This window comes from Qipengyuania sp. MTN3-11, assembly GCF_042851825.1.
Lineage (GTDB): Bacteria > Pseudomonadota > Alphaproteobacteria > Sphingomonadales > Sphingomonadaceae > Qipengyuania.
This window is the reverse complement of record NZ_BTGM01000001.1, coordinates 354,497-373,436: the sequence shown is the minus strand read 5'-3', so window position 1 is coordinate 373,436 and position 18,940 is coordinate 354,497. Positions and strand designations below refer to the sequence as shown.

Genomic DNA, 18,940 nt, shown 5'->3' with positions numbered 1-18,940 from the left:
ACAGGATCTGATCTATGGCGCTGGCTCCGCGTCTCGACCTCAGGCAGACCCAGTCGCTGGTGATGACGCCGCAGTTGCAGCAGGCGATCAAGCTGCTGGCGCTGTCCAACCTCGAACTGGAAACCCATGTCGCCGAGGCGCTGGAGAGCAATCCGCTGCTCGAGATCGGCGAGGTCCGGCGCGAGGCGGGGGAGGACGACGGACCTCCCCAGGGCGAACACGAAAGCGATCCCGGCACCGACGGCGAGGCGGCGCTGGACATCGCCGACCACGCGCTCGACCCGGAACGGGCACCGGGCGACGGCCCGCCGGACGACGGCGACTGGTCGCGCGCCGCGGGATCGGGCGGCGGGGCGGAGGACCATCCCGACCTCGAAAACCGCGCTGGCGACGGGCCGACGCTGGCTCAGCATCTTTCCGCCCAGATCGGCGCGGTGGCGGGGGACGCGCGCGAGGCGCTGGTCGCGGCGCGGGTGGTCGGCGAGCTCGACGAGGCGGGATATTTCACCGGCGACCTCAGAGCGCTGGCGGAGGAGCTGGGCGTGCCGCTGGCCGAGGCGGAGCGCGGGCTCGAGCTGGTCCAGGCGCTCGACCCCACCGGCGTCGGCGCGCGCTCGCTGTCGGAATGCCTGGCGCTGCAGGCTCGCGAGGCCGACCGCTACGATCCGTGCATGGCCCGGCTGATCGACAATCTCGAATTGCTGGCGGCGGGCGACATCGCGCGGCTGAAGCGCATGTGCGACGTCGACGACGAGGATTTCTCCGACATGCTCGCCGAACTGCGGCGCTACGATCCCAAGCCCGGGTTGCGGTTCGGCGGGGGTGCGGAGGCACCGGTCGTGCCCGACGTGCTGATTGCTGCGAAGGACGACGGCAGCTGGGACATCCGCCTCAACGCCGACACTCTCCCGCAACTCGTCGTCAATCGCGAATATTACCTCGAGCTCAGGGACGGGTGCACCGACAAGTCCAGCCGCACGTGGCTGGGCGAGCATCTCACCGAGGCGAACTGGCTGATCCGCGCGCTCGATCAGCGGGCGAAGACCATCCTCAAGGTCGCGGCGGAGATCGTCCGGCGGCAGGCGGGGTTCTTCCGCGAGGGCGTCTCGGCGATGAAGCCGCTGATCCTGCGCGAAGTGGCCGAGGCGATCGAGATGCACGAGAGCACGGTGAGCCGGGTGACGAGCAACAAATATCTTGCCTGCCCGCGCGGGACCTTCGAGCTCAAGTACTTCTTTTCGAGCGGCGTCGGGTCGAGCGACGGCGAAGGTGCGTCGTCGCAAGCGATCAAGGCGCGGATCAAGGCGCTGATCGATGCGGAGGATGCGGCCAAGGTGCTGTCCGACCAGGCGCTGGTCGACACGCTGAAGGCGGAAGGCTTCGACCTCGCCAGGCGCACGGTGGCCAAATACCGCGAGGCGATCGGCCTGGGATCGAGCGCCCAGCGACGGCGCCAGAAGAAGCTCGCCGGGCTGCGGAGCGGCTAGCCCGGCCGCACCGGCCTGCCGAGCGGAGACTGCGAGATGGTCCCGCCCTCCTCGCCGAAAGCGGCCCCGGGCGTTGCCGACTGCGGAAGCTCGTCGGATCCGGTCCCGGCGTCGCGAACCAGTTCCTCGTAGAGCGTCTCGTAGTTCTTGACCGCGCGGCGCATCTCTTCCGTGGTCGCCGCATCCTTCTTGACCGCGACGTCGTGGCCTTCGCGGTAGTGGCGCGCCACCGTGCCGTGATCAACGGTCAGATCCTCGTATCGCCGATCGAAATCGCCGACCGGGAAACCTCTTGCCTCCATCATCGTACCGAGCAGGCGATCGCTCCGGAGGACGGCCTCCTGCGGGCTGTCGACGAACAGCGCCTTGGCCTCCTGCCATTCTTCGGAGAAGCGATCGCGCTCGGCGATCGTCAGCGGCCGGATGGCGAACTCGGCGACGCGTTTCTCGCGCTCTTCCAAGTTCCTTTCGGCCTCGCCGCGCCCGTGCTCCGCGACCGTCCGGTCGTATTCCTCGCCGAAGCGTTCGCGCAGATGCTCGGTGCGCTTGCGGCGGGTCACGTACCAGACGGCCACCGCCGACAGCACGAGGACCGCAGCCACGATAAGAATGAATGTCGTTTGGTCGCCTTGCATCGGGCCTGTCCTCTCGCAACCCGCCCGTACCGGGCATTGCAGAAGAATACGCGCCGCGCGCACCCGCGTTCCTCGGCTCGCTCAGGCGGCGCGGAGACCCTTCACGCCCTGGCTGCCGCCGTCCCGCGCGGAAAGCCCGGCGAACATGGTGTCGACGATCGCCGCCAGCTTGTCTTCCGACAGCCGGTGTTCGATCAGCGGCAGGAGATCAGGCACGGTGTAGCAGGCGACCATCTGGTTGATCAGCGTCAGCGCGCGGTCGATCTCCAGCCCGGCGAAATGGCCCGCGTCCTGCGCCTCGGCGATGAGTTCGCAGAGATAATGGTCGGCAAGGTCGATGTTGGTGCGGGCATGTTCGAAATGGCGCGTGCCGAGATCGCACATCGTCCGGTAGAACACCGGGTCGGCACGGAACAGGTCGCGGACGTGGACGAACCGCCGGGCGAAGAATTCGTAGAGTTTGCGGTTGACGGGGAGATCGCTGGCGAGAACCTCCTCCATCATTGCGTTGAGCGGGGCGAACCAGATCTCCGCGACTGCCTCGAACAGATCGCTCTCGTCGGGGAAGACCGCCTGGAGCCGATGGCGCGAAATGCCGGCCTCGTGCGCCAGCATTTCCGCCGAGGGCTCGCCGCCGGTGCGTGCGATGAGGTCCCACGCCACCCGGGCCAGCCGCATGCGCTCGCCTTGCCTGTCGTCCGCCGTCACCACGCCCTTCGCCTCCTGTCGCGCGGACAGATTAGAACAAGCGGTTTTCGGTTTAAAGACCCTCGTCGCCGATACGGCGCTTCGGCGGGCGCGGGAAGAAGGCCGACACGCGCCGCTGGTAATCGGCATAGTCGGGGCGGCTTTTCTCCATCCCCTTTTCGAGCAGCGCGGCGCCCGACCATTTCATCAGCGTGAAGGTGAGAAATATCGGCCCGATCACGGTCGCCGCCGCGACCCACCAGCCCGCGCTCGCCGCGGCGATCCAGATGCCCCACCACACGCAGGCGTCGCCGAAATAGTTTGGATGGCGGGTCCAGCCCCACAGGCCACGGTCCATCACCTTGCCCGCATTGGCGGGGTCGGACTTGAAGCGCGCGAGCTGCCAGTCTCCGATCCATTCGAAGGCGATGCCGACGGCCCACAGCGCCAGGCCGAGGAGCGCGAGACCGCTGATCTGCTGTCCGGTCCCCGCCTCGAGAATGCCGTATTGCGCGGGGCTGGAAACGATGAACAGCAGCACAGCCTGGGCGAGGAAGACCTTGACCAGCGCGGCGCTTGCCCAGCGCCCCTTCTCGCGATCCTTGCTGAGCAGCCGTTCGTAGCGCTTGTCCGGCCCTTCGCGCCGCCAGCGCAGGAACAGGTGGATCGCCAGCCGCAGCCCCCAGATCGCCGTCATCGCCAGGATCAGCGTGGCGAGGTATCCCGGTGCGGCGAGCTGGCGCCAGCTGATCAGCGCGAGCAGCACCATCCCCGCGCCCCAGACGCTGTCGATGAAGGAGACGTCGCGGATCTGCACCGCGATCACCCACAGGATCAGCATCACGCCGAGCAGGATCGCGGCATTGGCCAGCAGCGCTTCGAGGATCATTCGCCCGTCTCCATCGGTCTTTCCATTTCCTTCAAGGTCTGCGCGCTCCTTTCCAGAGCGACGAAGCGATCGCAATCGGGACGTTTCTCCCGGTAGAATGCCGCGAGCCGGGCAAGGTCGGCGCGGTAATCGCCCGTCGGCATCATCGCCAGGCCGATCCCGCCGCGCATCGTGGCGTTGTTCACCCAGGCGGGAACGATCGGCACGCCCGCGGCCATGGCGATGTGATAGAAGCCGGTGCGCCAGCTGCCCTTGAAGGTGCGCGATCCCTCGGGCGCGATCACCAGCGCCAGATCGTCCGCCTCGGCGAAGGCACGCGCCAGCTGCTCGACGTAGTTGCCTTTTTTCGAGCGATCCACCGGCACCCCGCCCATGTCGAGCATGAAGCGCCGCTGCGGCCCGTCGAACAGCGACTGCTTGCCCATGAAGCTGGGCCGGATGCCCAGTTCATGCGTGGCGCCGATGAAGAAGACGAAGTCCCAGTTCGAGGTGTGCGGCGCGCCGAGGATGACGAATTTCCGCGCCGCCGGCGGTTCTCCCTCGATCCGCCAGCCCTTCCAGCGATAGAGCGCGATGAGGCCGCGCCGGACGATCCGCGAAAGCAGCGATGGCTGACGGTTCGCGCGTCCCGGCACGATCTCTCCTCTTCCCGGCCAGGACTTAACATATGTTCTGGCGATGACGAGACCCTTCGCGAAGACTTGAATCCGTCATCTGCCCGGCGCATCGCGCGGGCATGATACGCAAAGCTGTTCTCGCGCTCCTCGCCCTGCCGCTGGCCGCCTGTGCGACCGCCCCGCCCGCCGCCGTGGCCCCGCCGATGGATGGGAATGCGACGGTCACGGTCGGGATCGTCGGGCTGAACGATTTTCACGGCAATCTGGAACCGGTGCAGCGCGCCCTGCCGGTCGAGGATGAAACCGAGGTCCAGGCAGGCGGTGCCGCTTATCTCGCCAGTGCCATCGACGCGCTGCGCGCGCGGCAAGAACACAGCCTGGTGATCTCCGCGGGCGACCTCATCAGCGCCAGCCCGCTGGTCTCCTCGCTGTTTCTCGACGAGCCGACCGTCGGGGCGATGAACCGGATGGGCCTCGATTTCAACGCGGTGGGAAATCACGAATTCGACCGCGGCTGGCGCGAGCTCGTTCGGCTGGCCGAGGGCGGGTGCGCAAAGCTGACCCTGCGCGAACCCTGCGCGGTCGAGCCCGATTACGCCGGCGCCGAGTTCGGCTTCCTCGCCGCCAATGTCCGCGCCACGCCCGCGATGGGCCGGGGCGAGACGCTGTTCCCCGGCACCGCTATCCGCCGCTTCGGCGAAGGCGAGAATGCCGTCGCGATCGGCATCGTCGGGCTGACGCTGGAAGGCACGCCCGGTCTCGTCACGCCCCAGGGGATCGCGGGCCTCACCTTCGCCGACGAGGCGGAAACGATCAACGCCGCGATACCCCGCTTGAGGGGTCAGGGCGCCGACGCGGTGGTGGTCGCCATCCACCAGGGGCTCGCGCCCGACGATCAGCCCGATGTCTTCGGCTGCGCAGCGATTTCGGGCCCCTTGCGCGAAATCCTCGACCGGCTCGATGGCGGCGTCGACGTGGTGATCTCCGGACACACGCACCGGCCCTATGTCTGCGACTACGCCAGCGTCGATCCCGCGCGCCCGATGCTGGTGACCAGTGCGGCATGGGGCGGACAGATGCTGACCGATATCGTGCTCACCATCGATCCGGCGCAGGACCGCGTCGTCGCCAAGCGAGCGCGCAATCTGGTGGTCGCCAACGAAGCGGGCGATCCTGTCGAGGGGATCCTGCGACCGGCGGCGCGCGCGGACATCGCGGCCTATGTCGCACGCTATGCCGAGGCCGCGCGCGCGGCGGAAACGCGGCCCGTCGGCCGGCTTGCCGGACCGGCACGGGAAGAGGGGATCGAGAGCCCGCTCGGCAATCTCATCGCCGATGCCCAGCTCGCCGCGACGCGGAACGCGGGGGCGCAGATCGCGCTCATGAATCCCGGCGGCATCCGCGGCGACCTGATTCCCGCAGCCGACGGCACGCTGACCTTCGGCCAGATCTACACGGTCCAGCCTTTCGGCAACACGCTGATCACCAAGAGTCTCACCGGCGCGCAACTGCTCGCTCTGCTCGCCAGCCAGTTCGGCGAGGGGCGCGAGGTGATCTTCGCCGGGTCCGAAGGGTTCCGGCAGGTGCTGGCGCGGGCGGGAGACGGTTACCGCTTCGTCTCCGCCACGCTCGATGGCCGGCCGATCGACCCGGACGCCACCTACCGCGTCACCATGAACAGCTTCCTTTCCACCGGCGGCGACGGTTTCGCGGTCTTTGCCGAAGGCAAGGACGCGGTCACCGGCCCGGTCGATCTCGACGCGATCGAGACCTATCTCGACGGCGAGGCAGTGCGCGCGCTGCCGGCGACCGGGCGCATTGTCGTGACGGGCTGAACTACATCCGGAAGACGCCGAAGGCCGGCCGCTCCGCGATCGGGGCCTCGAGCGTCGCGGAAAAGGCCAGGCCGAGGACATCGCGGGTCTGCGCGGGGTCGATCACGCCGTCGTCCCATAGCCGCGCGGTGGCATAATAGGGGTTGCCTTCGTCCTCGTATTTCTGGCGGATGGGGGCCTTGAATTCCTCGGCCTGTTCTTCGGTCCATGAGTCCGCGTCGCGGTGGACGGTGGCTAGCACCGAAGCCGCCTGCTCGCCGCCCATCACGCTGATGCGCGCATTGGGCCAGGTGAACAGGAACCGCGGCGAGTATGCCCGCCCGCACATGCCGTAATTGCCCGCGCCGAAGCTGCCGCCGATGACCACGGTGACCTTGGGCACGGTGGCGGTGGCGACGGCGGTGACGAGCTTGGCGCCGTGCTTGGCGATGCCTTCCGCCTCGTATTTCCCGCCGACCATGAAGCCGGAGATGTTCTGCAGGAACAGCAGCGGGATCCGCCGCTGGCAGGCGAGTTCGATGAAATGCGCGCCCTTCACCGCGCTTTCGGAGAACAGCACGCCGTTGTTGGCGAGGATCGCCACCGGCATTCCCCAGATATGCGCGAAGCCGCACACCAGCGTGCTGCCGTAATGCTGCTTGAATTCGTGGAACTCGCTGCCGTCGACGATACGCGCGATGACCTCGTGCACGTCGTAGGGCGCGCGGACGTCGTCGGGGATCAGCGCGTAGAGATCCTCGGCATCGAATTTCGGCGGACGCGGCTCGCGCAGTTCGACCGCCTTGGCCGCGCCGGTGTTCGCGCCGAGATGGCTGACGATATCGCGCACGATGGTGAGCGCGTGCTCGTCGTTCTCGGCGAGGTGATCGACCACGCCGCTCTTCTTCGCATGGAGATCGCCGCCGCCGAGGTCCTCGGCCGAAATCTCCTCGCCCGTCGCGGCCTTCACCAGCGGCGGCCCGGCGAGGAAGATCGTCCCCTGCTCGCGCACGATCACCGTCTCGTCGGACATCGCGGGAACGTATGCCCCGCCAGCGGTGCAGCTGCCCATGACGCAGGCGATCTGCGGGATGCCGAGCGCGGACATGTTCGCCTGGTTGAAAAAGATGCGCCCGAAATGCTCGCGGTCGGGGAACACCTCGGCCTGGTAGGGCAGGTTCGCCCCGCCGCTATCGACGAGGTAGATGCACGGCAGGCGGTTCTCCTGCGCGATCTCCTGCGCGCGCAGGTGCTTCTTGACCGTCATCGGGTAGTAGGAGCCGCCCTTCACGGTCGGATCGTTGCAGACGATCATCACCTGCCGGCCCGAGACCCGCCCCACGCCGCAGATCATCGAAGCGCCGTTTACGTCGCCCTCGTACATGCCGTTGGCGGCAAGCTGCCCGATCTCGAGAAACGGCGAGCCCGGATCGAGCAGCCGCTCGACGCGCTCGCGCGGCAGCAGCTTGCCGCGCGACACATGGCGCTCGCGGTGCCGCTCCGAACCGCCCAGCGCCGCCTCGGCGACGTTGGCGCGCAGCTCTTCGGCCAGCGAGCGGTTGTGCTCGAACCGCGCCTTCGCATCCGCGCCCTCGCGGTCGAGCTTGGTGGTGAGAACCGGTGCGGTCATGATTGCATCTTCCCAAGATTTTTTGATTGGGGCCGTGCGTTTTCTTCGCGCCCCATGACAGTAGGCAAGGGTTCGCGCCGCGCTCCGCGCCTATCTCGTTTGCGATATTTGCTCTGATACTCTCGGCGTTGTTTCGTGACTTCATACAGAACAATGCCGGAAGAGGTTGCAAGGTTGAGACTTTCGACCATACCGAACATGGGGATCGCAACGCACGCATCGCTGCGCTCTACTGCGCGGTCGCTAATGCCTCGTTTCTCATTACCGAACCACACAGCCAACTTCGAATGTTCGGTAAAGTCTCCCTCGTGCAACCATACGTTACGCTGGCCCTTGACGTGAGGAGAAGTGACCACCGAATGAAAATTGTTTTTTTCCAGATGGTCGAAGCAATCGTCCGTGCTGTCGAAGCGCTTCACGAAACTCCATTTCACAGCGGAAACCGATGTCTTTGAAAGCGCCCGTCCATCCCTCATTTCTTGCCAATCGTCGGGAAGGGCGCGCCGCGGATCGACAACATAGACCTTCTCGCAGCCGAGTGCATTAACGTTGCGAATAACGGTGCCTACGTTCTTAATGTCGGACGGGGCCTCGATGACAGCGATGAGGTTCTTGCAAACGAACGGCTTGATCGCATCCGCCCGCGCGCGAACGGATGGTTTGGAACGTTCGCTTGCATTTTCGCCTTCGACCACGGGCATCAACCCCATGCCCCGCTCCGTCCACGCACGATCGGCATGCGCTTCACTTCGCTTGGCTTCGCACCTCGGTCGAACAACTCGCTATCCGCGCCCTCGCGGTCGAGCTTGGTGGTGAGAACCGGTGCGGTCATATTGCCGCTCCGTGCGGCAGCGCGCATGATCGGCGCAAAGGGAGGTCTCGCGCGCTCATGGTCACCGTCATACTCCTCGCCATCTCCAACATCTTCATGACCATCGCCTGGTACTGGCATCTCAAGGGCGGCAACACCAAGCCGCTGATGGTCGTGATCCTCATCAGCTGGGCAATCGCCTTCGTCGAATATTGCTTCGCCGTGCCCGCCAACCGCATCGGATACGCCAGCGGCTGGACGCCGGGCCAGCTCAAGATCACCCAGGAAGCGATCGCGCTGATCGCCTTCGGCGGGTTCATGGTGGTGTTCCTGGGCGAGCCGCTGCACTGGCGCCATTTCGCCGCCTTCGCCTGCATCATGGCCGCGGTCGCCTTCCTTTTCGTGGGGCGGTAAGAGTTCACCCCGCTGCCCCGATCAGTTCGCGGCCGATCAGCATGCGCCTGATCTCGTTGGTGCCTGCCCCGATATCGAGCAGCTTGGCATCGCGCATGTAGCGTTCCACCGGCCAGTCGAGCGTGTAGCCCGCACCGCCCAGCGCCTGGACGCTTTCGGCGGCGACGCGGAACGCGTTCTCGCTCGCCAGCAGGATCGCGCCGGCCGCATCGAACCGCGTGGTGTTCTCCGCGTCGCAGGCCTTGGCCACCGCGTAGGTGTAGGCCCGCGCCGATTGCAGCGCGACATACATGTCGGCGACCTTGGCCTGCATCAGCTGGAAGGACCCGATGGGCTTGCCGAACTGGGTGCGCTCGCGAAGATAGGGGATCACCGTGTCGAGGCAGGCCTGCATGATCCCGAGCTGGAGCCCGGCGAGGACCACGCGCTCGTAATCCAGCCCGCTCATTAGCACCCCGACCCCGCCGTTGAGCGGACCCATGATGCGATCTTCCGGAATGTGGCAATCGTCGAACACCAGCTCCGACGTGGGCGAACCGCGCATTCCGACCTTCTCGATCTTCTGGCCGATCGAGAAGCCCTCGTCCCCCTTCTCGATCAGGAAGGCGGTAATCCCCCGGCTGCCGGCGTTGCCATCGGTCTTGGCATAGACCACCAGCGTATCGGCATAGGGCGCGTTGGTGATCCAGAACTTGGTGCCGTTGAGCACATAGCCGCCCTGCACCGCCTCGGCCTTCAGCTTCATCGAGACGACGTCCGAACCGGCGGAAGCTTCCGACATGGCGAGCGAGCCCACGTGCTCCCCGCTGATCAGGCCGGGCAGGTATTTCGCCTTCTGCTCCTCGTTCCCCCAGCGGCGGATCTGGTTGACGCAGAGGTTGGAATGCGCGCCGTAGCTGAGGCCGAGCGAGGCGCTGGCGCGGCTGACCTCCTCGACCGCGATCACATGCTCCAGATAGCCGAGCCCGAGACCGCCGTCCTCCTCGCCCACGGTGATGCCGTGCAGGCCTAGCTCGCCCATCGCCTGCCACAGCTCGTCCTTGGGAAACCAGTCCTCGCGGTCGATCTTCTCGGCCAGCGGCGCGATCTGCTCGTCGGCGAAGCGCGCGGTCGTCTCGCGGATCATCTCCGCGGTTTCGCCAAGCTGAAAATCGAAATCGGGGGTCGCGCGCATGCTCTCTCCTGAAGAAATGGGCCGGGACGAAGCGGGCCGCGCGAGGCGGGGCCGAGAGAGCCCCTAGCGAAGCGTCGCCCGCCGGGCAAACGCCCATGCCGAAAGACTTTGTGCCCGGGCGAATTTTCACCTAAGCCCCCGAATTCGGGATGTTCCGCACCATTCGCGATCTCTGGCCCCGTGGCGACGCGCCGGCCGCCGCCTTCTGCGGCGAGGACGAGCGCCTGTCCGTCATGGCGAGCTTCGGCCTCGACGAACTCGAGGGCGATGCCGACCTCCAGAGGCTGGTGGGATTCGCCGCCCGGCTTTGCGAGACGCCGATGGCGATGGTCAGCATCGTCGAGGATGCCCGCCAGCGCTTTCTCGCTCGCGAGGGTCTCGACATTCCCGAAACCCCGCGCTCGACCAGCTTCTGCGCGACGACCATGCTCCACAGCGAGCCGCTGGTCGTTCCGGACGCGACCGAGGACGAACGCTTCGCCGCCTTCGCTGTGGTCACCGGGGCGGAAAACGTGCGTTTCTATGCCGGCGCGCCGCTAATTTCCTCGGAAGGCGCACCATTGGGCGCGCTGTGCGTGATCGATACCGAGCCGCGCCAGCAGGGACTTACCGACCTCCAGCGCGAGGGGCTGGAGGTGCTTGCCGACGCGGTGATGCGCCGGCTCGCCCAGCACCGGCTCGACATCGCCGCCTCCGATGTAATCGCCGAGCGCGAAAAGCGGCTCGAATCGATCATCGACAGCGTGCCGGGCATCGCCTGGTCGGCCGACCACAAGGCCAATTTCGATTATTTCAATGCCCGGTGGAAGGACGTCACCGGCTCCGAACCGCCGCAAATACCCGCCGACTGGCGCGATTTCGTCCATCCGGACGACTTCGAGAAAACGCATGCGGGACTGTCCCATGCGGTCGAGCAGTCCATACCGTTCGAAAACGAGTTCCGGATGCGCCAGGCCGACGGCTCCTATCGCTGGATGCTCAGCCGAGCGGTGCCGCTGACCGGCATCGGCCCGACGCCGCGCTGGTTCGGCACGCTGTTCGATATCGACGAACAGTATCGCCTGTCCGAATCGCGCGAACTGCTCGCCGCCGAACTGTCGCACCGGATCAAGAACATCTTCGCAGTGGTTTCCGGCCTGGTCGCGATCAAGGCACGCAACCATCCCGACGCGAAGGATTTCGCCGAGGATCTTTCCAACACGATCAAGGCGCTCGGGCTCGCGCACGACTACGTCCGCCCGGTCGAGGGACGCCGCGGCGAGAGCCTGCGCGACCTGCTTGCCGACCTCCTCGCCCCCTATCAGGACAGTGCGGGCGAGCGGATCACGGTCGAAGGCGCCGACAGCGCCATCGGCCACCGCGCGGCTACGCCGCTGGCCCTGATTTTCCATGAACTCGCCACCAACTCCGCCAAATACGGCGCACTATCCTGCGAGGAGGGCCGGATCGGCATCGTGCTGCGCGAAACGGAGCAGGACGAACTGTCGATCCGCTGGGAGGAATTCAGCGAAGCCTGCGAGGAGGCCGTCGACGAGAGCCACGAGGGTTTCGGCTCGCGGATGCTTAGGCTGTCGATCGAGGGACAGCTCGGCGGCCGGTTCGAACGGAGATTCTCGAAAGAGGGCCTGGTCTGCGAGATCGTCGTGCCCCGCAAGTCGCTGACCAGCTGATGCTTGGAAGGGCAAGCCCGATGGATTGCGAATTCGCGCCGGCCCTCCTGGCACTCGTTCTGGGGACATTGATGGCAACGGGCTGCTCGGCCCCGGCCCCGTCCGACCCGCAGGAAGGCGGCCCCAAAGGGACGAACGCGTCCGCCGCCGAGGCCATGGCGGACGTGCCGGACGGCAATGATGCCGAATTGCCGGCCGAGTTCGTCAACACCGCATGGCGCGCGATTGCCGAGGATGGCGCGCGCTACACCACCTTTCTCGACGAAGGCGGGCGCTACCGCGATTTGCGCAACGGCGACCCGTGGCAGGAAGGCGGCTGGGAGATCGACAGCCAGGGCCAGATCTGCTTCCTCCCCGATGCCGAGGGTGCGGTCCTGCGGTGCTGGCATCCCGACCGGATGCAGAGCGCGGAGCGCATGATCGCCTCGAGCGACAACGGCATGCGCATCCGGCTCGAACGCGTCGATTACAGCCCGCCGGCCGATGCAGCCGACGGGTGAACCGGCCGGCCGCACCCTTCCTCGAATTCCGCGACATCGTCAAAAGCTACGGTTCGGTCACCGCGGTCGACGGAGTCTCGCTGGCCATCGATCCGGGGGAATTCGTCGCTCTGGTCGGGGCATCGGGTTCGGGGAAGTCGACCCTGCTCAAGACCGTCAATCGCTTGGTCGTCCCGGATAACGGGGCCGTGATGCTGGAGGGCGAGGATGTCGCCACGCTGACCCCGCATGCGCTGCGCCGCCGCGCCGGCTACGTCTTCCAGGGGATCGGCCTGTTCCCGCACATGACGGTGGCGGAGAACATCGGCATCGGACCGCGGCTCGCTGGCGAGCGGCCGGGGCGCGAACGGATCGCCGAATTGCTCGAACTGGTCGAGCTCGATGCGGAGATGGGGGGGCGGATGCCCGACGCGCTGTCGGGCGGCCAGCGGCAGCGCGTCGGGGTGGCCCGGGCCTTGGCCGGCGAACCGCACCTGCTGCTGATGGACGAACCCTTCGGCGCGCTCGATCCGATCACTCGCGATTCGCTGGGCGAACGGATCGCCCGGCTGCACGAGCGGCTCGGGCTGACCACGGTCATGGTGACTCACGACATGGCCGAGGCGCTGTTGCTTGCCAGCCGCGTGCTGGTGATGGATTCGGGCCGGATCGTAGCCGACGAGACACCGCAGGCGCTGCTCGAAGGCGCAGGCGGAACCATCGCGCAGGATCTGGTGGCGGTGCCGCGCGAACAGGCACGGCGCCTCGCGGGGCTGACGGCATGAATGCGCTGGGCCAGGCACTGCTCGATCTCGGCGACAAGCTCGCCGCGCATGTGCTGCTGTGCGCCGCGGCGATCACGCTCGGGGTCGCGGTGGCGCTGCCGCTGGCGGTGTGGGCGAGCCGCAGCGCAGCAGTCGCACGAATTACGCTGGGATTCGCCAGCCTGGTCCAGACCATTCCCGCGCTAGCCCTGCTGGCGTTGTTCTTCCCGATCCTGCTAAGCCTGCGGGCCGTTTTCGGAGAGAATCTCCCGACGCTCGGCTTTCTGCCCGCGCTGCTGGCGCTGTCGCTCTACGCGTTGCTGCCGATCCTCAGGAACGCCGTGACCGCGCAGGCCAATCTCGACCCCGGGGTGATCGAGGCGGCGGACGGCGTGGGCATGACCGGATGGCAGCGGCTGCGGCTGGTCGAGGCGCCACTCGCCGCACCCTTCTTGATGGCGGGGATCCGCACCGCGGCGGTGTGGACCATCGGCGCGGCGACGCTCGCCACCACGATCGGCCAGACCAGCCTGGGCGATCCGATCTTCGCCGGATTGCAGACTCAGAACTGGGCACTGGTGCTCGCCGGCTGCATCGCCAGCGCCGGACTGGCGCTGGTCGCCGACGGGCTTCTCGGCCTCGTCGAGCGCGGGTTTCGCGAACGCCGTCGGCCGCTCTGGCTTGGGGGCATGGCGGCGGTGATGCTGGGCGTGGGCGCGGCGCTGTGGTCGAGCTTCGCCGGCGCACCCGAAGACGACCGGGTGGTGATCGGCGCCAAGGGCTTTTCGGAGCAGTACATCCTCGCACGGCTGATCGGCCAGCGGCTGGAGGCCGCCGGCTTCGCGGTCGAATATCGCGACGGGCTGGGTTCGGCAGTGGCGCACAACGCCGTGGCGACCGGCGCGATCGATGTGCTGGTCGACTACACAGGGACCATCTGGACCAACCAGATGCAGCGCAGCGACACGCCCGACCGCGACACCATGCTGGCGGCGATCGCCGAATGGGAACGGCGCACCAGCGGTGCCCGCGTGCTGGGGCGGCTGGGGTTCGAGAATGCCTACGGTCTCGCGGTTCCCGCCGAGCGCGCGCGGACCTCCGGCCTCGAATCCATCGCCGACCTCGCCCGCGTGGCCCCGCAGCTCACCATCGGCGGCGATCCCGAATTCTTCCAGCGCCCCGAATGGGTCGCGGTGCGCGACGCCTACGGGCTGCGCTTCGGCGAATTGCGCAATTTCTCCCCGACATTCATGTACAACGCGCTGCGATCGGGGGAGGCGCAGGTGATCGGCGCCTACACGTCCGACGGGCGGATCGCTGCGGACGATCTGGTCATCCTCGACGATCCCCAAGGCGCCTTTCCCAATTACGACGCCATCCTGACCCTCGCGCCAGACATCGCCGACGATCCCCAAATCGTCGCCGCGCTCGAGCCGCTGATGGGTGCGATCGATGTCGAGGCAATGCGCGATGCGAACTACGCGGTCGACCGCGAGGAGAACAAGATGACACCGGCCCAGGCTGCGCGGATGCTCGCGGAGCGGATCGGTCTCTAGACCGGCCTAGTTTGCCCGGCTCCAGTTCTGGGTCTGGCAGATCGGGCCGAGGCAGCCCTTGACCTCGAGCCGCGAGGCGCTCTGGCGCCGCACCACCGAACGGTAATCCCTGCCGCTCTTGGGATCGTAGATCCGCCCGCGCCACAGGTCGCCGTCTTCGGAAAAGGAGAACAACACCGGCAGGCCCATCAGCTTGCGCGAGCGCTTGGCCGGGTCGGGATTGTTGACGTCGCGCTGGTCCGGCCCCTGCGGCGGCGCGACGAGGAAGCGGGAAATACGCCCGCAATAGGACGACCCGCACTTGGCGATGGTGACCACCGCGTCCTTCTCCTCCGTCACCCAGCGGCCCGTGATCGGATCGGCGGCCCAGGCGGGCGCGGCGCTTGCAAGCGCGGAGAGGACGATAACGGCGAGCATCTTCATCGGCAGGCTTCCTTCTTGCGAGTGGTCTCTATCAGCTCGGGTCCGCCGTCGCCACGGGAAAACCCGCCCCGACCGGCCAGCCCCCGCCGGTCAGCGCCATGACCTTGAACAGCTCGCCCATCTCCTCCGCGTCGGTCAGCCGCCTGAGAGCGAGATCGGTCTCCCGCTCGCGGTCCGGAGCCGCTGCGGCGAGCGCGCGGGCGCGGGTGTCGATGCCGAGAGCGGTCAGGAACTCGCCCTGGGTGGCAGACTGGATCGCGACCGCGTGTTTCGCCGCCACTTCGGCAAGCGTCGCGAAATCGACATGTGCGGTCAGGTCCGCATCGCCCGGACGGTCGAGCACGCCGATCTTCCTGTGGCGCCGCATGGCCTGAAGAGTCGAGCCGGTGCGCGGCGAAAGATGGCCGTAGTCGACGAACAGCGCCGCGCCGCCCTGCGATGCGATCCGGGCAGCGACCTCGCCCATCACGGTGGCGGCGGCGGGGGAGGTTTCGACGATCGTTCCCGGCGGCAAATCCCTTCGCCTGGGCGGCAGCGCCTCGTCCATCGGCTGGTCGCCGGCGACGAACACCAGCTGCCCATCCAGCATGCCCACCATCCGCTCGCGCCAGCCGCTCTCTATCCGCACGAGCTGGCGGACCGGCAGGGCGTCGAGGAATTCGTTCGCCACCAGAAGCAGCGGCATCTCCTCCGGAAGGTCGGCGAGATCGTCATGGAACTGCGCACCCGGGACCCTTTCCTCCTGGACCCCGCGCAGCACGGGCGAGGCCTCGACGAAATGGACCTCCGGGGTCAGACCCTGCCGGTTCATCGCCCGCAGGGCATCGATCGCCAGGGTGGCACGGCCGGGGCCGAGCTCGACATAGGCGATCGCCTGCGGCTGTCCGGCGCGGTGCCACAGATCGGCGCACCACAGCCCGATCATCTCGCCGAACATCTGGCTGATATCGGGAGCGGTGACGAAATCGCCGCCTTTCGTCCGCTTGGGCGCGCCCAGCGGATCGCGGCTCGCATAGTAGAGCGCGTTGCTCTCGCCCATGAAGCGCGCGACCGGAATCGGCCCGTGCGCCTCGATCAGCCGGCGAAAACGCCGCGTCGGATCGCCCTGTTTCGCGCGATCAGGCAGCGGCAGGAGCCTTCGTCTCGCTCGCCGGCCGACGGGTCAGGCTGTAGGCGATCACGCCGAGACCGACCGCGATCATCGGGAGCGACAGCCATTGCCCGCGCGAAAGACCGCTTTCCGCGACGACATAGGCGAGATGGGCGTCGGGTGCGCGGAAGAACTCGTTCACGAAGCGCGCCGCGGCGATCCCGGTGGTGAAGACCCCGACCAGCAGGCCGGGGCGATAGCGCGCCCGCGTGTACCAAAACAGCGGCAGCAGGATCGCAATCATCAGCGCGCCTTCGAGCGCTGCCTGATAGAGCTGGCTCGGATGCCGCGCGAGGCCCAGCGGATCGGAAGGAAAGACCATCGCCCAGGCAACGTCGGTCGGCCGTCCGTAGAGCTCTCCGTTGACGAAATTCGCGAGGCGACCGAACATCATGCCGAAGGGCACGTTGACCGCGATATAATCGCACACCCGCAGCCAATTGAGCCCGCCGCGCAGGCTGACCCAGGCGATCGCCGCCAGCACGCCGATGACCCCGCCATGGAAGCTCATGCCCCCGTCCCAGAGACGTAGCAGACCCCAAGGCATGAGGCCCCCGTGGCTGAAGTCGGCGAACAGTTCGGGCCGGTAGAACAGCGCGTAGCCGAGCCGGCCGCCGAGAATGATGCCGAGCGTGCAGTAGAAGAACAGATCGTCCGCGTGGCGCTGCGCCATCGGGCTGCCAGGCGCCTTCACCATCTTCGACAGATGCCAGTACCCCAGCACGATCCCGGCGAGATAGGCGAGGCTGTACCAGCGCAGGGTGAAGAAGCCGAGGTCGATGCCCGGAGTCAGCCCCAGCTCGGCCCATTGGATCGGCGTCCCGGGTGCCGCAACGGCGAGGGTGGCGGCGAGTAGTGACAGCAAGGGGTTATCCTTTTAGAGACGGGTGGCTGTCCGCAACCTGTTTGGCAACGAACGCGTCGCGGATGCGCTTTTGGCATAGCAGGCGATTTGGGGAAACCCTGCGATGGAATGCCGGCCGCGAGGCGCGAAGATGCGCGTCCGCGGTGAACGAAGACAAAGAGAGGATGACCGACCGACATGCCGACCCAGCTCGACACGACACTCGATGCCATCATGGACAGACTGACCGCCCCCGGCGCCCCTGCCGAGACGGTTTCCTTCACCCGCAACGGTGTGGAGATGCCGGCGCTGAAGAACGCGCCGCCGAGCATGGCGCATTATTTCGCGCATTACTGCAACGAGCACCGCGACGCCGACTTCCTTATCGACAGCGCCCAGCGTCTGACCTTCGGCGAGACCTACGCCGCCGCGCGGCACGTCGCCGCCGGCCTGATCGCCGATCACGGCATGCAGCGCGGCGACCGGGTGGCGATCGGTGCGCGCAATTCGGCCAACTGGATCGTCGCCTACATGGGCATATTGATGGGCGGGGGCTGCGCCACGCTGCTCAACGGCTTCTCGACCGGCGAGGAACTGGCGGAACAGATCGACATGGTCGAATGCAAGCTGGTGCTCGCCGACGACCAGCGGATCGCGCGGCTGGACGGTCATGCCCATGATGCGAAGCTGGTGCGGATCGACCACGATGCGCCGCCGGCTCAGGGGCTGTCCGCAGTCTGGCGCGACCCTGACGGTGTCGAACTCCCGGCGCTGGGTCCCGACGACCTCGCCACCTTGCTCTACACCTCGGGCTCGACCGGGCGCTCCAAGGGGGCCTATTCGGACCACCGCGGCGTCGTCCACGGTTCGATGAGCTATGCGTTGCAATCGCTGATGGCCTTCACCTATCTCGATTCGACCGGAGATGCGCCGTCGAGCCAGGCCTGTGCCCTGCTCGCGGTGCCGCTGTTCCATGTCACCGGGGAAGTGCCGCTGTTCCTCCAGAGCTTCGCGCTCGGGCGCAAGATCGTGCTGATGCCCAAATGGGACGCCCGCGAAGCGCTGCGGCTGATCCAAGACGAGAAGGTCAGCTATTTCGCCGGGGTTCCGCTGATGACCTACGAGATGGCGACCCACCCCGAGCGGGAAAAGTTCGACGTCTCCAGCTGTTCGGGTTTCGCCGCCGGCGGCGCGCCGCGCCCGGTCGAGCACGTCACAAAGATCAAGGATGCCTTTCCGACCGGCAACCCGCTGCTGGGTTACGGCCTGACCGAAACCAACGGCGTCGGCTGCGGCAATTTCAACGAGAACTACCTCGCCAAGCCGGCAAGCACCGGCAAGCCGAGTCGCCCGCTGGTCGACCTCGCTATCCTCGACGACGACGGCAATCCGGTGCCGCAAGGGCAGATCGGCGAGGTGTGCCTTCGCACGGTCTGCAATTTCCTCGGCTACTGGAACAACGAAGAAGCGACCAGGGCCGCCTTCACCGACGACATGTATTTCCGCACCGGCGACCTCGGGCGGCTGGACGAGGACGGCTATCTCTTCATCGTCGACCGCAAGAAGGACATCATCATCCGCGGCGGCGAGAACATCACCTGCATCGAGGTCGAGGATGCGATCTACGCCCATCCCGACGTCGCCGAATGCTCCGTCTTCGGCCTTCCGGACGAGCGCTATGGCGAGATTCCCGCCGCTGTGTTCCTCCCGCGCGAGGGCACCTCGCTCGATGCCGATGCGCTGCGCGATTTCCTCGAGGGCCGGATCGCTCCGTTCAAGGTGCCGGTGCATTTCTGGCAGGCGGAGGACAAGCTCCCCCGCCTCGGTACGCAGAAGGTCGACAAGCGCGCGGTGCGCGACAACTTCGCGCGGGAACACGCAGCGGCATGACGGCAT

General features: G+C 67.0%; 19 protein-coding genes. 8 read left to right on the top strand and 11 right to left on the bottom strand.

The window, feature by feature from the left end:
• The first annotated feature begins 14 nt into the window (after positions 1-14).
• Positions 15-1,487, top strand: a complete 1,473-nt coding sequence (rpoN, locus tag ACGHN1_RS01820; protein WP_390547827.1) for an RNA polymerase factor sigma-54 — start codon at positions 15-17, stop codon at positions 1,485-1,487.
• Here rpoN and ACGHN1_RS01815 read toward each other — a convergent pair.
• From ACGHN1_RS01815 to ACGHN1_RS01800, 4 genes are all read right to left on the bottom strand, one after another.
• Positions 1,484-2,122 (bottom strand): hypothetical protein, encoded by a 639-nt coding sequence (locus tag ACGHN1_RS01815; RefSeq protein WP_390547825.1) that lies wholly within the window; start codon positions 2,120-2,122, stop codon positions 1,484-1,486. The two genes, rpoN and ACGHN1_RS01815, sit on opposite strands and share 4 nt — an antisense overlap.
• Before the next feature lie 81 nt (positions 2,123-2,203).
• Entirely contained in the window at positions 2,204-2,830 is a 627-nt protein-coding gene (locus ACGHN1_RS01810; protein ID WP_390547823.1) for a hypothetical protein, read from the bottom strand.
• 52 nt (positions 2,831-2,882) lie between these two features.
• On the bottom strand, positions 2,883-3,698 hold the full coding sequence (locus ACGHN1_RS01805; protein ID WP_390547821.1) for a DUF1295 domain-containing protein: 816 nt from the start codon (positions 3,696-3,698) through the stop codon (positions 2,883-2,885).
• A complete protein-coding gene (locus ACGHN1_RS01800) occupies positions 3,695-4,333 on the bottom strand; it encodes a 1-acyl-sn-glycerol-3-phosphate acyltransferase (protein ID WP_390547819.1) in 639 nt (212 codons plus the stop codon). The genes ACGHN1_RS01805 and ACGHN1_RS01800 overlap by 4 nt, the downstream gene beginning before the upstream one ends.
• 101 nt (positions 4,334-4,434) lie before the next feature.
• On the opposite strand from ACGHN1_RS01800, the gene ACGHN1_RS01795 reads away from it, so the two are divergent.
• Entirely contained in the window at positions 4,435-6,150 is a 1,716-nt protein-coding gene (locus ACGHN1_RS01795) for a bifunctional metallophosphatase/5'-nucleotidase (RefSeq protein WP_390547817.1), read from the top strand.
• Between the two features lies 1 nt (position 6,151).
• On the opposite strand, the gene ACGHN1_RS01790 is transcribed toward ACGHN1_RS01795, so the two are convergent.
• Genes ACGHN1_RS01790 through ACGHN1_RS01780 form a run of 3 tightly spaced genes read right to left on the bottom strand, consistent with a single transcriptional unit; the run spans position 6,152 to position 8,591 of the window.
• On the bottom strand, positions 6,152-7,759 hold the full coding sequence (locus ACGHN1_RS01790; protein ID WP_390547815.1) for a carboxyl transferase domain-containing protein: 1,608 nt from the start codon (positions 7,757-7,759) through the stop codon (positions 6,152-6,154).
• Positions 7,756-8,469, bottom strand: coding sequence for a TrmH family RNA methyltransferase (locus ACGHN1_RS01785; RefSeq protein WP_390547813.1), 714 nt, complete (start codon positions 8,467-8,469; stop codon positions 7,756-7,758). The genes ACGHN1_RS01790 and ACGHN1_RS01785 overlap by 4 nt, the downstream gene beginning before the upstream one ends.
• Positions 8,460-8,591: a hypothetical protein gene (locus ACGHN1_RS01780; RefSeq protein WP_390547811.1), complete on the bottom strand. Its 132-nt coding sequence runs from the start codon at positions 8,589-8,591 to the stop codon at positions 8,460-8,462. Before ACGHN1_RS01780 ends, ACGHN1_RS01785 begins: the two co-directional genes overlap by 10 nt.
• Positions 8,592-8,648: 57 nt before the next feature.
• Between ACGHN1_RS01780 and ACGHN1_RS01775 the strand changes: the two genes are divergently transcribed.
• Positions 8,649-8,984: a DMT family protein gene (locus ACGHN1_RS01775; RefSeq protein ID WP_390547809.1), complete on the top strand. Its 336-nt coding sequence runs from the start codon at positions 8,649-8,651 to the stop codon at positions 8,982-8,984.
• 4 nt (positions 8,985-8,988) lie between these two features.
• Here the strand turns inward: ACGHN1_RS01775 and ACGHN1_RS01770 are convergent, their stop codons facing one another.
• Entirely contained in the window at positions 8,989-10,158 is a 1,170-nt protein-coding gene (locus tag ACGHN1_RS01770) for an acyl-CoA dehydrogenase family protein (protein WP_390547807.1), read from the bottom strand.
• Between the two features lie 149 nt (positions 10,159-10,307).
• On the opposite strand from ACGHN1_RS01770, the gene ACGHN1_RS01765 reads away from it, so the two are divergent.
• From ACGHN1_RS01765 to ACGHN1_RS01750, 4 genes are read left to right on the top strand one after another with little or no spacing between them, the layout of a single operon-like run.
• Positions 10,308-11,828, top strand: coding sequence for a sensor histidine kinase (locus ACGHN1_RS01765; protein WP_390547806.1), 1,521 nt, complete (start codon positions 10,308-10,310; stop codon positions 11,826-11,828).
• Positions 11,829-11,848: 20 nt separating this feature from the next.
• Positions 11,849-12,328 carry a hypothetical protein gene (locus ACGHN1_RS01760; RefSeq protein ID WP_390547804.1) on the top strand — a complete coding sequence of 160 codons (480 nt, stop codon included), beginning with the start codon at positions 11,849-11,851 and terminating at the stop codon, positions 12,326-12,328.
• Positions 12,325-13,092, top strand: coding sequence for an ATP-binding cassette domain-containing protein (locus ACGHN1_RS01755; RefSeq protein ID WP_390547803.1), 768 nt, complete (start codon positions 12,325-12,327; stop codon positions 13,090-13,092). Before ACGHN1_RS01760 ends, ACGHN1_RS01755 begins: the two co-directional genes overlap by 4 nt.
• Positions 13,089-14,627 carry an ABC transporter permease/substrate-binding protein gene (locus ACGHN1_RS01750; RefSeq protein ID WP_390547801.1) on the top strand — a complete coding sequence of 513 codons (1,539 nt, stop codon included), beginning with the start codon at positions 13,089-13,091 and terminating at the stop codon, positions 14,625-14,627. The genes ACGHN1_RS01755 and ACGHN1_RS01750 overlap by 4 nt, the downstream gene beginning before the upstream one ends.
• Before the next feature lie 6 nt (positions 14,628-14,633).
• Here ACGHN1_RS01750 and ACGHN1_RS01745 read toward each other — a convergent pair whose 3' ends face one another.
• The 3 genes from ACGHN1_RS01745 to lgt all read right to left on the bottom strand — a co-directional run bounded on the left by ACGHN1_RS01745 (position 14,634) and on the right by lgt (position 17,065).
• A complete protein-coding gene (locus ACGHN1_RS01745) occupies positions 14,634-15,050 on the bottom strand; it encodes a DUF2147 domain-containing protein (RefSeq protein WP_390547799.1) in 417 nt (138 codons plus the stop codon).
• 31 nt (positions 15,051-15,081) lie between these two features.
• Complete coding sequence (locus ACGHN1_RS01740) at positions 15,082-16,089, bottom strand: class I SAM-dependent methyltransferase (protein ID WP_390547797.1); 1,008 nt, start codon at positions 16,087-16,089, stop codon at positions 15,082-15,084.
• 79 nt (positions 16,090-16,168) lie between these two features.
• Positions 16,169-17,065, bottom strand: a complete 897-nt coding sequence (gene lgt, locus ACGHN1_RS01735; protein ID WP_390547795.1) for a prolipoprotein diacylglyceryl transferase — start codon at positions 17,063-17,065, stop codon at positions 16,169-16,171.
• 177 nt (positions 17,066-17,242) lie between these two features.
• Between lgt and ACGHN1_RS01730 the strand changes: the two genes are divergently transcribed.
• Complete coding sequence (locus ACGHN1_RS01730) at positions 17,243-18,934, top strand: class I adenylate-forming enzyme family protein (RefSeq protein WP_390547794.1); 1,692 nt, start codon at positions 17,243-17,245, stop codon at positions 18,932-18,934.
• Positions 18,935-18,940 lie beyond the last annotated feature (6 nt).

Bases quoted from the DNA above. Each gene is read 5' to 3' on its own strand.
- rpoN (WP_390547827.1), top strand. From the start codon at position 15: ATGGCGCTGGCTCCGCGTCTCGACCTCAGGCAGACCCAGTCGCTGGTG.
- ACGHN1_RS01815 (WP_390547825.1), bottom strand. From the start codon at position 2,122: ATGCAAGGCGACCAAACGACATTCATTCTTATCGTGGCTGCGGTCCTC.
- ACGHN1_RS01805 (WP_390547821.1), bottom strand. From the start codon at position 3,698: ATGATCCTCGAAGCGCTGCTGGCCAATGCCGCGATCCTGCTCGGCGTG.
- ACGHN1_RS01795 (WP_390547817.1), top strand. From the start codon at position 4,435: ATGATACGCAAAGCTGTTCTCGCGCTCCTCGCCCTGCCGCTGGCCGCC.
- ACGHN1_RS01790 (WP_390547815.1), bottom strand. From the start codon at position 7,759: ATGACCGCACCGGTTCTCACCACCAAGCTCGACCGCGAGGGCGCGGAT.
- ACGHN1_RS01785 (WP_390547813.1), bottom strand. From the start codon at position 8,469: ATGGGGTTGATGCCCGTGGTCGAAGGCGAAAATGCAAGCGAACGTTCC.
- ACGHN1_RS01780 (WP_390547811.1), bottom strand. From the start codon at position 8,591: ATGACCGCACCGGTTCTCACCACCAAGCTCGACCGCGAGGGCGCGGAT.
- ACGHN1_RS01775 (WP_390547809.1), top strand. From the start codon at position 8,649: ATGGTCACCGTCATACTCCTCGCCATCTCCAACATCTTCATGACCATC.
- ACGHN1_RS01770 (WP_390547807.1), bottom strand. From the start codon at position 10,158: ATGCGCGCGACCCCCGATTTCGATTTTCAGCTTGGCGAAACCGCGGAG.
- ACGHN1_RS01765 (WP_390547806.1), top strand. From the start codon at position 10,308: ATGTTCCGCACCATTCGCGATCTCTGGCCCCGTGGCGACGCGCCGGCC.
- ACGHN1_RS01760 (WP_390547804.1), top strand. From the start codon at position 11,849: ATGGATTGCGAATTCGCGCCGGCCCTCCTGGCACTCGTTCTGGGGACA.
- ACGHN1_RS01750 (WP_390547801.1), top strand. From the start codon at position 13,089: ATGAATGCGCTGGGCCAGGCACTGCTCGATCTCGGCGACAAGCTCGCC.
- ACGHN1_RS01745 (WP_390547799.1), bottom strand. From the start codon at position 15,050: ATGAAGATGCTCGCCGTTATCGTCCTCTCCGCGCTTGCAAGCGCCGCG.
- ACGHN1_RS01740 (WP_390547797.1), bottom strand. From the start codon at position 16,089: ATGGGCGAGAGCAACGCGCTCTACTATGCGAGCCGCGATCCGCTGGGC.
- ACGHN1_RS01730 (WP_390547794.1), top strand. From the start codon at position 17,243: ATGCCGACCCAGCTCGACACGACACTCGATGCCATCATGGACAGACTG.